The sequence below is a fragment of the Rufibacter sp. XAAS-G3-1 genome, from assembly GCF_013623775.1.
Classification (GTDB): Bacteria; Bacteroidota; Bacteroidia; order Cytophagales; family Hymenobacteraceae; genus Nibribacter.
Genome location: NZ_JABFAM010000024.1, coordinates 1 through 14196 on the forward strand (window position 1 = coordinate 1; position 14196 = coordinate 14196).

Genomic DNA, 14196 nt, shown 5'->3' on the forward strand with positions numbered 1-14196 from the left:
TGATATGGAACAAGGAAGGCTCCCCATATAAGGAATCCTCCTATTTTATAGCATAAAAGCACTCTTATACTCAATGGGAGGCAAATCACGTCGGTCTTTTCCGATACATGGAGAATGCTAAATTTTTATAAATATGAAACTACCCTATACACCAGTTTCGTCCATACCACTGGGAAGTTATCCATCAACTGACCGGACCCCGTCTATAGGGTTATCATGAAACTCCCTTCTCTCTTCCAGCCATTTGGTAGCTCGCGCGACCGGGGCATGCGTTCCCTCGAGACCTACTTCTCCTGGCCCAGCCTCCTACCCTCTATGATCCCCTTGGTTGTGATAGTGTAGGTGCAGGGGAACACCCCGTCGAGCGTATGGATATGTCCGCTTTCCACTAACTCATCAAGCAGGAACTGCAGGTGGTTGGGCGCCGGCACGAGGCCAAGGTTCTTCTCTTTGCCAATGTCATCAATGGTGAGTGTCTCGTGCTTGATCAACGTGTTCAATACGATGGTACGGTTAAGGCTCGTCATTTCTTTAAGTTTAAATGTGTTTCAAGTAATGGGCTTGTGGTCATCAAGTAATATTGTTCAGGCCGGATTTACCTGATTTCAAAAGCCATGATTGGTAATTTTTCAGCAATCCCGGGAGGTGTTGCCCCCTACCATTGTACATACTTTCTCTAAATCTTCGATGCATTAAAACCATTAGCTAATCTCTAAGAACCTTTTACCGATGTTAGTTTTAGCTTGCTTGTTCTGTTAGTTAATCTTGTATTTAGAAGTAATGGTAACTTCCAGCTAGTTGTTCCATTACAGATGACTCCCGCGAGACCCTAGGTTTTCCTCTTTGTCTTGGGTGGTGGGCAACTTCACGCCAACAAGGAAATCAGGCCAAGAAGGTAGAGGATACAAGGAAAGGAAAGACCTACTAAACTTCTAAGCTAATAGTTGCCAATCATCCAACTGCCGTATGGTCTGGGCTGCGGCCCGCTGAAGGTCCTCCAAGGAGGGTGCCTGGCCAGGGGTGGAGGGGACAGTGACATTGGCCCACAGGATGCCCAACCGGGCAGCGGTACCCTTCCCTGGGCTACCCGGGCCGGGGCCATCGAAACGCGTGGCGATGAATCTGATGCCTAGTGCAGCCAACACCTTCAGGGCATGGCCCGAGACACCACTGGGGGCAAAGACGATAACGGCCTCTTTGCCCTGGGCGTAGAAAGCGGTCTCCGCACTCAGCGGATTGGAGATTAGGGTGATTTCGTGCTTTTTATGGTTGGCCTGGGCCAGAAGACCTTTCTCTGAAGGCCGGATGCCATAGGCGATTACTTTCATAGGTTTGCATCTAAGGGATACAAACCTACCTCTTCCAACGCCCAGACTTCTTGCGGCTGGTCAGGCCAAAGTTTGATCCTGGTCAGTTTTTCATGCTGGCCAGGCGGGGAAGGTCCAGAACCTGGATCAGGCGGCCTTTCTTCAGGATCAGTTTCTCGTTGGTAAAATCAGACAGGATGCGGCTCACGGTCTCGGTGGCCATGCCGGCCATGGAGGCCATGTCTTCCCGGGAGATCTGCAGGCATTCCTGTGACAGGGGCTGGGATTGTTGCCGAACCAAATGTAACAGCACCTCGGCCATGCGTTTGCGCACGGAGTGGTAGGCCATCTGGAGCAACTGCGTTTCTTTCTCGCGCACGTTCTGGGACAGGATCTGGATGAATTTTTGCCCGATATCCGTAAAACGGCTCAGAAACGAGTCCACGGTTTCCTTGGTCAACAGACAGTAAGAGCTGTTTTCCATGGCGGTGGCATTGTCGGTGTAGGTTTCTCCCAGCAACAGGGCCTCAATGCCCAGATAATCTCCCTGGGTGTACAGACCGGTGATCAGTTCGCGTCCATCGTCGGCCAGCCTGTTGGTCTTGAACCTTCCGCTCATAACCAGGTAAATGCCTTTTGGCTGGTCTTCCTCCCGGTAGATATCCTGGTCTTTTTTCACCTGCCTGGTCTTTAGGCCCGTGATCACGTCCTGGAGTTGGGCCATCCCTCCGGCCGTAGCCGCCAGGTTGCCCAGGTTTTCTATCGGCTGTCTGTAGAAGGTCTGCTGCTGCTCTTGTTTGGCCAGGCGGCTTTCCACGGCCACCAGCAGTTCCATGTCATCGAAGGGCTTGGTCAGGTAATCATCGGCCCCCATTTCCATGCCTTTCCGCATGTCGCCACGCTCGGCCTTGGCTGTCAGGAAAACGAAGGGGATATTAGCCGTGACCGGGTTTTTACGCAGCAGAAACAGCACGCCAAATCCGTCCAGCTCCGGCATCATGATGTCGCAGAGAATAAGGTCAGGTACCTGGGCAAGGGCCAGTTCCACCCCGGCTTTTCCTTCTGCGGCCTGCAACACCTCGTAGCCGCTCAGCTCCAGAATCTCCGTAGAGCTTTCCCGGATGTCCACATTGTCTTCAATCAATAAGATGCGCTTTTTCATGGTTGTACCGGAAAAGTGAAGGTAAAAGAGGTGCCTTTGTTCAGGTCGCTCTCAAATTCAATGGAGCCGTTCATGAGCATGACGTAGCGGCGCACGATGTGCAGCCCCAGCCCGGTGCCCGGAATGGTGCCCGTGTTGTGCGCCCGGAAAAAAGGCTCGAACAGCTGCGCGTGGTCTTTCTGCGGAATCCCGATGCCGTAGTCTTTGATCACCACGGTGAGCACGGCCCCGGCAATCTCGGTGTTGAACTCAATAAAGGTGTTCTCGCCGGAGTATTTGATGGCGTTGGAGATAAGGTTGATGATGCAGTTCTTGAGCAGGTACTGGTCCAGCCGGAACTCGCTTTCCACGCCAGTATGCTGGTAGATAATGTTCTGGCCCTCTTTGGAAACCAGTTGCATCTCCTCGGTGATTTCCTCGCCTAGTTTCACCACGTTGAACAGCGTGAACGTAGCCTCCACCTTGCCGGCATCCAGGCGCTCGTGCAGCAGGAAGTCGTTGAGGATATTGGTCAGGTTGGCGACCGCGCTCTTGATCTTGTTGACGTGCTTGGTGATGTTGGCGTTTTCAGACAACGCGTATCGCTCAATCAGCGAGGCCGACAGCTGCACCGAACTCAGCGGCGTCCTGAACTCATGCGAAGCCATGGACACGAACCGGCTTTTGAGCTGGCTCAGGTCTTTCTCCTTCTCCAGGGAGGTGCTCATGGTGTCTTTCGCGTTCTGCAATTCACGCAAAGAGAGTTGCAAAGACTGCGTGCGCTCCTTTACCTGCGCCTCCAGTTGCTCGGAGTGCTGCCGGAGCTTTTCCTCGGCTTCCTTCTCGCGGCTCAGGTCATGGATGAACCCGGTGTAAATGACCCTGCCCGCCATCTGTACCTCGCTTAAAGCCAGCCGGAACGGGAAAACGGTGCCGTCTTTTTTCAAGCCCTGCACCTCGCGCCCAATGCCGATCATGTGGGGCACCCGCGTCTGCTGGTAGCGCGCCAGGTACTGGTCGTGCCGGTCCCTGTCTGGGGAGGGCATCAGAATGCAGATGTTCCTGCCAATCACTTCCTCGGAGGAAAACCCGAATAAATGGCAGGCCGCCGGATTGATGCTCTCGATGATGCCGCCCTCATCAATGGTGATGATCCCGTCAATCGCGTTCTGGATGATGGCTTGTACTAATGCGGTGTTGTCTGAGCCAGTTGAAGCCATAGTAGCCCAATAACACGAAAGCCCTTGACATCGTGCGATTTATTATCCCGCGGGTAGTTCCTGGCGGCTTCGCAAAGCTTGACGAGCATCAAGTTATAGGCTAACCCGCATCAGGTACCGCGTTCTTACGTGCCCCTACCTTTGTATCAAATAAAACCAATCGGTTATGAAAACAACGCATTCCCTCACCCGTCCATTCTTTTTCTCGGCTCTGTTCATCGCCCTGGCCCTGTTTATTGTTCCGCAGCAGGTTCAAGCCCAGGCCACCTATAGCTTGCAACCCAAAGCCAAGGTTTTCCTGAAAGTGATGGGCAGTTCCAATGTGCATGACTGGGAAATGGTTTCCTCTACCATGCAAAGCAAAGGCACTTTCAAATTCGATGCGAAAAACGTCCTTACCTCCATCAATGCCTTCCAATTGACGGTTGACTCCAAGACCCTCAAAAGCAAGCACTCTTCCTTGGATAACCGGGCCTACAAGGTGATGAAAACCACCCAGCACCCCAAGATTGTCTACAACCTGCGCTCCACAGATGTGACCACGCTCTCCAAAAACAGATACCTGGTGAAAGCCCTGGGCGACCTGACCATTGCCGGTTCCCGCCAGATTATCTCTATGGATGTGAACGTGGTGGTGAACCCCGACAACAGCATCACCTGCACCGGCACTGAGAAAATCAAACTCTCTGAATATGGCATCGCGGCGCCCAGTTATATGGCCGGCACCATGAAAGTGGGCAATGACCTCACCATCGGGTTTGCCCAGACTTACCAGAAATAATCTCTCTTACAGCAGCTTCTTTTTAATACCCATATCATGAAAACAATCTTTACCACCGCCTTCGCTTCCCTTCTCACAGCTGGCTGCTTTCTCGCCTCCTCCAACGCCCAGGGCCAGGTATTCGGGCCGGTTTCCAACCTGCGGCCTTATGACAAAAGTGGCATCAATGTGTTTGAAGACCCTAAGACGGATACCGTGGCCTTTGACGGCATCCGCCTGAAAATTGGGGCAGGTTTCACGCAGTCGTTCCAGGGGCTCAAGCACCGCAACGCCTCTGGTGGGCTGTACAAAATTACGCCGGGCTTCAACACCGCCAACGCCAACCTGTTCCTGGACGTGCAGCTGGCCGAAGGCATCCGCCTGAACCTGACCAGTTATCTTTCCAGTAGGCACCACAATGAGACCTGGGTCAAAGGCGGCTACATCCAGTTCGACAAACTGCCCTTCAAAGGACAGTTCTGGGCCGACCTCATGGAGATCACTACTGTCAAGATAGGCCACATGGAGATCAACTACGGAGACCAGCATTTCCGGCGCTCAGACGGAGGGCACACGTTTTACAACCCTTTTGCCGAAAACTACATCCTGGACGCTTTCTCCACGGAGATTGGGGGCGAGGTGCTGGTGCGCAAAAACGGACTGTTTGGGTTGGTGGGCGTGTCCAATGGCATGATCAAGGGCAACATTGATGAACTGGTGCCCACGGCTGCCGATGGCAACATCCGCAAATCGCCGTCTTTCTACGTCAAAGGCGGGATAGACAAAGAAGTGGTGCCTGAACTGCGCGTGCGCCTGGCGGCCTCTTATTACACCAACAACAGTTCGGGCGGGCAGACGCTGTACGGCGGGGACCGCACCGGTTCCAACTATTTCATGGTGATGGAAAAAGAAGGCGGCACCTATGCGGCCAACGCATTCTCTGGTCGCCTGAACCCCGGCTTCAGCAAGAAAGTAGACGCCCTGCAGGTGAACGGATTTGTGAAAGCAAAGCAACTGGAAGTGTTCGCCACCTATGAAACCGCCGAGGGTCGCTCCCGAAACGAAACCCAGGAACGGAACGTGCACCAGTACGCCGTGGACGTGGTTTACCGGATAGGGGCGCAGGAGAACTTCTTTGTGGGTGCCCGTTACAACAAAGTGACTGCCCAACTGCCCAACGTAGCCGGCACGGTCACCACGGCCCCCATTGTGTTTAACGATGACGTGAAGGTTGACCGCATGGCATTGGGTGCCGGCTGGTTTTTGACCCGCAACATCCTGCTCAAGGGCGAATACGTGCGTCAGGAATACATGAATTTCCCGGCCGCCGATTACCGCAGCGGCGGCGAGTTCAACGGGTATGTCATACAGGCCGCCGTTGGTTTCTAATCATTTCTATTCTTGAGAATAAGCCAGGTTAGGGGATTTCTTCGGCCTGGCCTTTCTCCTTATAAAACCTTGTAAGATGCATATCTCCCCATTTTTTCTGCAAGGTGTGCTGTTGCTGCCTCTTTTAGCTCTTATAGGCTGGCTACCGGCCAGCAAACCCAACCGCACCACGCAGTGGGCGGTGAGCGGAACCAGCAGCCTGCAGGTGAACGGTAGCACCAACGTGAATAAGTTCGCCTGTGAGATCAGCTCCTATGACCGCTTGGATACGTTGCACGTGACCGAGAACGGCAGCGCCGTGGCCCTCTCCGGCAGTCTGCAGCTGAACCTGCAGAACTTTGACTGCCACAACCCTGTCATGACCCGTGACCTGCGCAAAACCCTGAAAGCCGGGCAGTATCCCATGCTTGGCATTACTTTCCTTTCGTTGAACAGACTGCCCGCGCTTAGTCAGAACCCCGCCCATATCACCGGTCTGGTGGACATTGAGCTGGCCGGGGCCCGCAAACGGGTGGAGGTGAAGTACCAGATCTGGGTAGACGCCCAGAACGTGATCCATTTGGTTGGTAGCCGGGAGGTTACCTTCTCTGATTTCAACCTGAAGCCACCTTCTAAATTCAAGGGCATGGTACAGACGCACCAGAAGCTGGTGATCTCGTTTCGTCTCAAGCTGAAGGAGGTAGGGTAACCCCGTTCTGCGTTAGGTCCTTTTCTCATTAAACAAGCCTGATACGGCTTTTCTTTTTACATCCTTAAACTTAATCCACATGGAAAACACCCTTACCACCGTCTCAGAGGTATTGCAGAATTTAAAGGATAAAGGCTACACCACTGATTTCAACCTCACCGACCATTGCCTGGTTTGCCAGGGCAGCCGCCTGGAACTTCATCCGGAGGATTTTCTGGTGGACCGCCATTTTAGGTTCGAGGGGATTTCCGATCCGGGGGACGAGGCCGTGGTGTACGCCATCTCTTCTGAAAAACATGGTCTTAAGGGCACGCTGGTCAACGGTTACGGTATTTACAGTGATGCCACCAGTGATACCATGCTCCAGGCCCTGCACCCGCGACCTTCCGCCCTTTCAGACCCAGAACTAACGCCTATTGAACTACCCACCAAGCCAACCGAAGCCACGCCCCAGCGACCAGATAGTGCCCGCCACCTGGATGCCCCTCTACTAACTCTGGATCTCACCCGCTCTCTGGCCCAGATCAAAGAGGAAAAAGCCTGGCTCACCTCTGACCGGAATGCCCTTACCTTGTATAAATCAGAAGAGGTGCGGGTGGTGTTGATTGGCTTACACGCCGGTGCCCAAATGAAAACGCATACCGCTCCCGGTCCCATCAGTGTGCAGGTGCTGGAAGGGCAGCTCACGTTTGAGGCTCTTCCGCATGCAACTGTACTCACCACCGGCCAGCAGGTGGTACTGCCCGCCGGGGTACCGCACCGGGTGGAGGCTCTGGTGGAATCGGTTTTCCTGCTTACCCTTTTCAGGAAATAAATCCACCGATTGGAAGGTCGTTTCTGGCCTATTTGCCGGTGAATGTGCCTAAAATATACTTGGGTAAATGGGTTTTAGAGCGGTATGTGGCATATCCCGGGTGAAACGGGTGGATGGGTAGGCTTTCCCATTCCTGACGAGGATCAGATTTCGGGATAACGGAGGTCAAGAAGTGCCTCGGGAGGATACGCTACATTTGTGCATCATCAAGCCCAGCCTTATGGAAGCCAACCGTCTCTTCTCCCGTAGTACCGCCCTTTTCCTTTGCTCTTTACTGGCGGTGTTGGCGCTGCCGCAGGGCCTGGTCGCCCAGTCCTTGTACAGCACCAGCCCCACAGACGCAGGAACCGTGAAAGTGACCGGCACCTCCGACCTGCAGGAGTGGAGTATGACCTCCACCGCCGCGGAAAGCCAGGGGCTGTTTGCCTTCGACGATATGAACCAGTTGCGCTCCGTCTCCTCGTTGAAGTTCACGCTGGGGGCGGAAACCCTGAAAAGCGGCTTGCGAGCCATGGACAGGAAGGCGTACAAAGCGCTGAAGTCCGGGAAATTCCCTGACATCCGCTTTACGCTGGACAGTGCCGTGGTTAAACCTGGCCAGACAAACCCATACCTGGTCCGGGCCACCGGAGGCCTCACCATCAAAGGCGTCACCCAACCAGTTTCGCTGGACCTGGCGGCGAGGGTGAACGCAGACGGAAGCATTACCCTGAAAGGTACCAAAGCCCTCAGTTTCTCTGATTTCTACATCAAAAAGCCCAGCTTTATGGGAGGCGTCATGCAAGCCGGAAATGACATCGAAGTTGCGATAGCCCTCACCTACAGCCCTAAAGCGCAGATTACGCTGGAGGCCCGCTAGACAACTGTCAGGTTCGCCTTCACTGGCTGGCAAGGGTTAGTCAGGGCCCGGGTCCCTGCTGAGTTTTCCGGTCATCGAAAGACCGGGTACGGGTGCATGTTTCCGCTCAGGTTGCGGCGGTTCTGCCGATCCTCAGGAAACAGCCTGAGAGAATGGGGCATCTGGGCCTGGGAACCCGACAGAATCTTACGCCGGCTCAGACGGTGTGAATACCGGGCGATTCTTGTGGCGTTGATGCAACCCTGAGAGCAATAATGGTCTGTTTACAGTTTATATCCCTTACTATCAGCGGCTCACCGCCTTACGGAGGCAAACCCAAGAACCAATGAACACCGACACCTTCTCTTCCCTAAAGGATTTAATGGATAGCCTGGAATGTGATGCCCATGACAACCCACAGGCGCTGTACGGTATAAAAACCCAGTGTGAGAAAGCACTGGATCTTATCCAGCACCTACAGTTCTCCGACAACTCGGCCCACGTGCAACTGGCCACCAAGCAAGCCCTGCAATATATCCGCCGAGCCATCTATGAGGCCGAGGCTTACACGGCACGAGGCACCGCTGTCAGCAACGGCAAGGGGAATTTGATGGATATCTGCGGCCCTGCGCACGCCAGCCTGGAGATCATCCTAAACCTGGATTATTGATATTGAATCTGAAGGGGAATCCTCCTGCTGCGCAACCTTTGGGATAGCGGCAGCAGATAGCCTCGCAGTGCCTGCTACGACAATGGGCTTCTCATGCTGCCCCATAAAACGGCCCAATGTTGAGACCCGAAGTACCCTAGGCAGCACACGTCACGGCAGCCCGCGTCACGTCCTGTTTTGCCGTCTCGCGAATCAAAAGGCGTTTTCTGCATGCGGGACGGGTAAGTGAGACGCTGATAACCGTCACGCGTCGCAGTACCCCTTCCGCCGCTTCCTGCCGGCCAGGCGCTCCAGTTCTCCGCAGGCCTGCTCCAGCGTGCCGTGCCATTCCTCCATACGCTGCCCGCCCTTGCCGATCCGGCCCCACTCCCGCACCAGCGCGAATCCGCCGAAGAGGGTGGGGGTAACGTGCAGCCGGTAGTAGCGGCGCATGTTCTCCTCCGGCCGGTGGCGCTCGAGGTAGGCGGCGGTGCTACCCGGAAGCACGGCCCGTCTCCTCCTCCACGATGTTGTAGATGGTCTGCTTGCTGATGCCCATCAGCTCCATGATCTGCCTCAGCGTATGCTCCTTGCTGTTATAGAGCTGCACCACCAGCTTGCGCTTGTCCTTTCCCAGGCTGCGCGGCCGGCCCCCCTTGCGCCCGCGCGCTCGGGCGGCGGCCAGCCCGGCCTCGGTCCGCTCCCTTATCAGGTTCCGCTCGAACTCGGCCAGGGCTCCGAACATGTGGAAGACCAGTCTGCCGGCGGGGGTGGAGGTGTCGATGGCCTCCTGCAGGCTCCTCAGGGCGATGCCGTTCGCCTCCAGGTACTGAGCCCAATTTATAAGGTCCTGCAGGGAGCGGCCCAGCCGGTCGAGCCGCCAGATGACCAGCGTGTCGCCCTCGCGCAGCTGCTCCTTGAGCCTGGTCAGGCCGGGCCGCTCGGAGCGGGTGCCGCCGGCGGTGTCGCTGATGATCTTCCCGCACCCGGCCCGCTCCAGGGCGTCCTGCTGGAGGGCCAGGTTCTGGTCGATGGTCGAGACGCGGGCGTAGCCGATGAGCATGGTCGGGTGAGTAAAAGGTGAAGAGCCTAATTCTCCACTAAGGTAGTCAAAAAAGATAAAGACTTTGTACTTTTTAGGCATTGATTGATAGACCGAGTTTCTGGACAGGTTTAGACCTAAAACGGGTGCGGTCGGCAGGGGAGGGGGAGGTGTCCAGAAAACGAGGGTTTATTAGACCCGCCTCTTGTGGGGCCCAACCTATGACACTTTGGCCGGTAAAGGGGCATCCGGCCTGGCCGGAGAACCGGCCTCACCAGTATCGGCGGGTAAGGCCGGTTTACATAAGGGAGAAAAGAGGAGGGAAGTTGCGCTAGAACTGCGGTCGGCACTTATGGAACTTTCACAGGGAGGGGAAACTTTCATCAGGCCGCTTTATATTGCTCAGACTATATAGTATATTCGGCAGTCCGGCTCCGATTATCAGCTGTTTTCGGGTAGATATATGGATGTTTACCTACCTCCATATGGCCAATAACCGGAGTTATTCCGTTTATACACTAGTTAGCACCACTTTTAAGGAACAATGTCAAGACTAAGAGAAAGGACAATTCAGCTAAAAGCGGTTGAAGAGTTAAGAAAATTTTACTTTAGAAAAGAAGGCAACGAAAATATTTATAGCGCTATTGAAGTAAGGACACGAAAAGAAAAAGGAAATAAAAGAGCTGACGGAATAATTTGCTTCGAAACCAAGAATAAGGAAATTTTTACAGTATCTCTTGAAGCAAAATCACACAAGACCTTAGGTGACTTAACCTCTCTAATAAGTGATGACAAAATAATAATCCAAAGTTTAGTTGTTTCTGCCATTATAACATTCTCGGCAATAACTACTTTGGCAATTTTACTAAACTTACAATGGTACTATTTATCAATAATAGGGCTTGGGACTTTTGCTGCTTTCTTTATACTTGCTTTCTGGCTATTAGACAAACTTGACTTAGATAATCATAAGATTATTAGCGTGATAGAGCAGTTAAAACAATATCCCGCAAATGAACAATGGATTGCTTATTCAACATATACAGACAATCTTTTATCTAGTGTGACATCAAATTTCAAGAAAAATCATCTCCAAATCCTTGACTCTCTATGCAATAAAAATGGATTTGGTCTAATGCTCATTGGGAATAAAACAGCTAAAATCTTATACGAGCCAAAATTTAAGAAAGGCTACTACTTAAATAATTATTGCAAGGAAGATACAATAAAAGAATTTTTAAAAACAGGGATTAGCCTTAAAAGCAAATAAACTTATGGGTATTGTTACTAAGATTTCAAACTTTATTAAGCAATTGTTTGCTGTAAATACCATTTTTAATAAAATTAAAATTGACGGTAGTAAAAATTGGAAGAAACACATTACATCTTATTCATCAGAACAAAACATAGTTCTTTCTCAAAATCAACTTAAAACACTTGGTAAAAAAATTTACAGCTATTATTTGAAGAATTCTTTAGAGGATTTAAACATCAATGCAGATGAACTAAAAAGATTTAAAGAAATTGAAAATTACTTTAAGTTATCTTCTGTAGACTTACAAAGGGTAAAAAACCATTATAACAAAGAAGCGGTTGATAAATTATCTAAGCTTAAGTATGGTGACAAGATAATAACTAAACAGGAAAGTGAGGAAATATTTCATCTTGCTGAATTTCTTGAGTTAGACAAAGATGAAGTTAATAAAATCAATAAGAATAATGCATTAAAAATTTATAATCAATCTATTAATGAAGTATTAACGGATAAACGTGTAAGTCAAACTGAAGAAAAGGAATTACAAAAATTAATGACAGCTCTTGGACTGAATCAACAAGAAATCACCTTAAGTAAAAGAACCACCCAAGATTTAGCCTACTATAAACTACTTTGGGAGATTGAGAATGGAATCCTTCCAGAAATCATCTCACCAATTGTTCTTCAGAAAAACGAACTAGCTCATTTTGTAACAAGTGCCAGTCTATTAGAGACAAAAGAAACACTTACAGGATATACTACTAATTCTCATGGAGTAAGTATAAGAATTGCAAAAGGCTTATCATATAGAGTAGGGCAAGCAAAGTCAAAACCTATCAAGCAGGAAGTCACCATTAAATATCCTGGACAATTAGTTATTACTAATAAAAGGTTAGTATTTTCAGCAACAAGAAAAGGATTTGTTGCACCTTTCAATAGCTTGGTTTCATTTGAGCCATATTCTAATGGAATGGGGTTTCAGAAAAATAACGGCTACTATCTCATGCAATTTGATAATGCAGAACTTTTTGCTATGGTGTTAACGGCTGCAACAAGAAAACATCTGGATTAAAAAAAACTGTTGGCATTCATTGTAAAAAAAGAAAATAATGGAAAATTTTTACCAAGCAATTGTTGACTTTGAAAGTATACACCCTATTAGATTTTGGGCTGGAGCTGCATTAATATTAGCAATACTTATATTGGTGTTCAAAAGTATACTCAAAAAAAATAATTCAACAACAAGGGAGGTTCATCATCCCCCATTAGCTATTCCTAATAGCCGCAATAACGAAAACTTAAATAAAGCCAAGGGTGAAGAGAGAGAGATAGTTACTGAGGGAATAAGGCCATCAACTTACCAAACAAACAAAAGCGAATCAGAAAAGCCTAAAGTTGAAGCACATTTTTCAACTAACACTTCGAAGTTAGCGGAAAAACCATTATTAACTCCACCCATCCCAAAAGTTCAAGTAGCTCCTCCAAAGCCGAAGCCAAAAGAAAAGTTATCTGAAGCCAAAATTGAGACGCAAGTCGGTAAAGATTCTACCTGCTACGTAAACTACGCCTCATCAAAAAGTGACCAAACAGAAAGCTATCCAATATTTCGGTGCCCTAAAAAAGGCACCGTTGTACGCTCTTACAGATTTGGAAACACTAAACGAAGAGGCTTCAAGGAAGAAAGCTTTCAAAATTTAATTGAAAATATATTTGGACGAGACTTCCTTGTTTCGGGGAGTATTAGACTAAATACCGGAAAGGATACCCGCCCATTTGAGCCGGATATTGCAATAATTGGTAAATCAAACAACAGTATAAGAATAGACATTGAGATAGATGAACCTTACGCAGGACTAACAAGGCAACCTACTCATTGTAAAGGTGACGACCTGATGAGAGATATTTACTTTGTAGACAGAGGTTGGATTGTAATACGGTTTTCAGAACTTCAAGTACATTCCTCTGAGAAAGAATGTATTAAATTTATTGCAGAAATGATTCAGTCTGTAAATCCATTATACGATATACCACTTTCACTCAATAATTATGAAAGTATTAAGACTGAAAAAATGTGGGATGTTGTTCAGGCACAAAAATGGGAGAAAGCAAAATATCGCGAAAAATATTTAAACCACACGTTTCAACATATCGAAGAAAAGCAAGAAACTATCGAGAGAGACTTTAGTGAGCAAGAATCAAACGAAGAAAAATTAGTTAAGCCAACTTTAATAGGTGTTGCTGATAAAAGAAAATCAATTGGTTTTAATCTTATTAATACACACCAAAGAGATAAAAGAATAGAATTTTATCCTGAACCACATATTTACACTATAGATAAAACCCCAGCGCCGTCAGCAAGCACTATAATTTCAAAGTTTTTCCCCGAATTTGATGCTGAATATTGGGCAACCAGAAAAGCTCCAGAATTGAGAATGACACCAAATGAAGTTGCTAAAATGTGGAAAGATAAAGGAGAAAAAGCAGCGCAAGACGGCACACACCTTCATGAGCAAATAGAAAATTATTTCCTAGACCAAGATTACAAGAGAACTGAAGAATTTCATTTGTTTGAACAGTTTATTGCTGATCATAAAGAAATTAAACCATATCGAAGTGAATGGAGGATATTTGACGAACACAACCATATTGCAGGTACAATTGACTTGATTTGCAAAAATGGGGGCAGTTACGAAATATACGATTGGAAGAGAAGTAAAAAAGTAGTTAATCAAATTACAGGTGAGCCAATTTGCCACAATCAATGGCAATGTGGAGTTGGCCAATTAAGTGACATAGCAGACACAAGCTTTAACCGTTATTGTTTGCAGCAGAGTTTATACAGATTTATTCTTGAAAAGAATTACGGCCTGAAAGTTTCAAGAATGAATCTTGTAGTCCTCTACCCTGATTATGACCGATACTATAAAGTTGAAGTGCCATATCAAAAGGAAAAAGCTGAATACATTCTAAGGACATTATAAAAACGACGAAATGCCAACATGAGCTGAGCTATAAGCAATACTTCGCTTTCGCTTAGTACTGCTCATAGCCTAACCGTTGTGCGGCATTTAAGAGACAGTCCCGCCAGAAAAG

Annotated in this window: 15 protein-coding genes; 9 read left to right on the forward strand and 6 right to left on the reverse strand. The window is 49.1% G+C overall.

The features are described from left to right. Window positions 1-284: 284 nt before the first annotated feature. The 4 genes from HHO50_RS19680 to HHO50_RS19695 all read right to left on the reverse strand — a co-directional run bounded on the left by HHO50_RS19680 (window position 285) and on the right by HHO50_RS19695 (window position 3668). Window positions 285-491, reverse strand: coding sequence for a hypothetical protein (locus HHO50_RS19680; RefSeq protein WP_181308737.1), 207 nt, complete (start codon window positions 489-491; stop codon window positions 285-287). 441 nt (window positions 492-932) lie between these two features. Beyond that, complete coding sequence (locus tag HHO50_RS19685) at window positions 933-1328, reverse strand: lactate dehydrogenase (RefSeq protein ID WP_181308739.1); 396 nt, start codon at window positions 1326-1328, stop codon at window positions 933-935. An 82-nt stretch (window positions 1329-1410) separates the two neighbouring features. Further along, window positions 1411-2469 carry a response regulator gene (locus tag HHO50_RS19690; protein ID WP_181308741.1) on the reverse strand — a complete coding sequence of 353 codons (1059 nt, stop codon included), beginning with the start codon at window positions 2467-2469 and terminating at the stop codon, window positions 1411-1413. After that, a complete protein-coding gene (locus HHO50_RS19695; protein ID WP_181308743.1) occupies window positions 2466-3668 on the reverse strand; it encodes a PAS domain-containing sensor histidine kinase in 1203 nt (400 codons plus the stop codon). Before HHO50_RS19695 ends, HHO50_RS19690 begins: the two co-directional genes overlap by 4 nt. 166 nt (window positions 3669-3834) lie before the next feature. Between HHO50_RS19695 and HHO50_RS19700 the strand changes: the two genes are divergently transcribed. From HHO50_RS19700 to HHO50_RS19725, 6 genes are all read left to right on the forward strand, one after another. Next, window positions 3835-4449 (forward strand): YceI family protein, encoded by a 615-nt coding sequence (locus HHO50_RS19700; protein ID WP_181308745.1) that lies wholly within the window; start codon window positions 3835-3837, stop codon window positions 4447-4449. A 36-nt stretch (window positions 4450-4485) separates the two neighbouring features. Further along, window positions 4486-5817 carry a hypothetical protein gene (locus HHO50_RS19705; protein ID WP_181308748.1) on the forward strand — a complete coding sequence of 444 codons (1332 nt, stop codon included), beginning with the start codon at window positions 4486-4488 and terminating at the stop codon, window positions 5815-5817. Between the two features lie 76 nt (window positions 5818-5893). After that, window positions 5894-6505, forward strand: coding sequence for a YceI family protein (locus HHO50_RS19710; protein WP_181308749.1), 612 nt, complete (start codon window positions 5894-5896; stop codon window positions 6503-6505). 79 nt (window positions 6506-6584) lie between these two features. Next, window positions 6585-7319, forward strand: coding sequence for a cupin domain-containing protein (locus tag HHO50_RS19715; RefSeq protein ID WP_181308751.1), 735 nt, complete (start codon window positions 6585-6587; stop codon window positions 7317-7319). A gap of 220 nt (window positions 7320-7539) precedes the next feature. Continuing rightward, entirely contained in the window at window positions 7540-8178 is a 639-nt protein-coding gene (locus HHO50_RS19720; RefSeq protein ID WP_181308753.1) for a YceI family protein, read from the forward strand. Window positions 8179-8503: 325 nt separating this feature from the next. Next, window positions 8504-8827, forward strand: a complete 324-nt coding sequence (locus HHO50_RS19725; RefSeq protein WP_181308755.1) for a hypothetical protein — start codon at window positions 8504-8506, stop codon at window positions 8825-8827. Window positions 8828-9070: 243 nt separating this feature from the next. Here HHO50_RS19725 and HHO50_RS19730 read toward each other — a convergent pair whose 3' ends face one another. Both HHO50_RS19730 and HHO50_RS19735 read right to left on the reverse strand, forming a co-directional pair. Then, entirely contained in the window at window positions 9071-9313 is a 243-nt protein-coding gene (locus HHO50_RS19730; protein WP_370457654.1) for a WGR domain-containing protein, read from the reverse strand. Then, window positions 9300-9869 (reverse strand): recombinase family protein, encoded by a 570-nt coding sequence (locus HHO50_RS19735; protein ID WP_181308759.1) that lies wholly within the window; start codon window positions 9867-9869, stop codon window positions 9300-9302. Before HHO50_RS19735 ends, HHO50_RS19730 begins: the two co-directional genes overlap by 14 nt. A 523-nt stretch (window positions 9870-10392) precedes the next feature. Between HHO50_RS19735 and HHO50_RS19740 the strand changes: the two genes are divergently transcribed. Genes HHO50_RS19740 through HHO50_RS19750 form a run of 3 tightly spaced genes read left to right on the forward strand, consistent with a single transcriptional unit; the run spans window position 10393 to window position 14084 of the window. Next, window positions 10393-11118 (forward strand): hypothetical protein, encoded by a 726-nt coding sequence (locus tag HHO50_RS19740; protein WP_181308761.1) that lies wholly within the window; start codon window positions 10393-10395, stop codon window positions 11116-11118. A gap of 4 nt (window positions 11119-11122) precedes the next feature. Continuing rightward, a complete protein-coding gene (locus tag HHO50_RS19745; protein ID WP_181308763.1) occupies window positions 11123-12175 on the forward strand; it encodes a hypothetical protein in 1053 nt (350 codons plus the stop codon). 37 nt (window positions 12176-12212) lie between these two features. Beyond that, window positions 12213-14084 carry a PD-(D/E)XK nuclease family protein gene (locus HHO50_RS19750; RefSeq protein ID WP_181308765.1) on the forward strand — a complete coding sequence of 624 codons (1872 nt, stop codon included), beginning with the start codon at window positions 12213-12215 and terminating at the stop codon, window positions 14082-14084. The last annotated feature ends 112 nt before the right edge of the window (window positions 14085-14196 follow it).

Coding starts and splice junctions, on each gene's coding strand:
- HHO50_RS19685 (WP_181308739.1), bottom strand. CDS start 1,328: ATGAAAGTAATCGCCTATGGCATCCGGCCTTCAGAGAAAGGTCTTCTG.
- HHO50_RS19690 (WP_181308741.1), bottom strand. CDS start 2,469: ATGAAAAAGCGCATCTTATTGATTGAAGACAATGTGGACATCCGGGAA.
- HHO50_RS19695 (WP_181308743.1), bottom strand. CDS start 3,668: ATGGCTTCAACTGGCTCAGACAACACCGCATTAGTACAAGCCATCATC.
- HHO50_RS19700 (WP_181308745.1), top strand. CDS start 3,835: ATGAAAACAACGCATTCCCTCACCCGTCCATTCTTTTTCTCGGCTCTG.
- HHO50_RS19705 (WP_181308748.1), top strand. CDS start 4,486: ATGAAAACAATCTTTACCACCGCCTTCGCTTCCCTTCTCACAGCTGGC.
- HHO50_RS19710 (WP_181308749.1), top strand. CDS start 5,894: ATGCATATCTCCCCATTTTTTCTGCAAGGTGTGCTGTTGCTGCCTCTT.
- HHO50_RS19715 (WP_181308751.1), top strand. CDS start 6,585: ATGGAAAACACCCTTACCACCGTCTCAGAGGTATTGCAGAATTTAAAG.
- HHO50_RS19720 (WP_181308753.1), top strand. CDS start 7,540: ATGGAAGCCAACCGTCTCTTCTCCCGTAGTACCGCCCTTTTCCTTTGC.
- HHO50_RS19725 (WP_181308755.1), top strand. CDS start 8,504: ATGAACACCGACACCTTCTCTTCCCTAAAGGATTTAATGGATAGCCTG.
- HHO50_RS19735 (WP_181308759.1), bottom strand. CDS start 9,869: ATGCTCATCGGCTACGCCCGCGTCTCGACCATCGACCAGAACCTGGCC.
- HHO50_RS19740 (WP_181308761.1), top strand. CDS start 10,393: ATGTCAAGACTAAGAGAAAGGACAATTCAGCTAAAAGCGGTTGAAGAG.
- HHO50_RS19745 (WP_181308763.1), top strand. CDS start 11,123: ATGGGTATTGTTACTAAGATTTCAAACTTTATTAAGCAATTGTTTGCT.
- HHO50_RS19750 (WP_181308765.1), top strand. CDS start 12,213: ATGGAAAATTTTTACCAAGCAATTGTTGACTTTGAAAGTATACACCCT.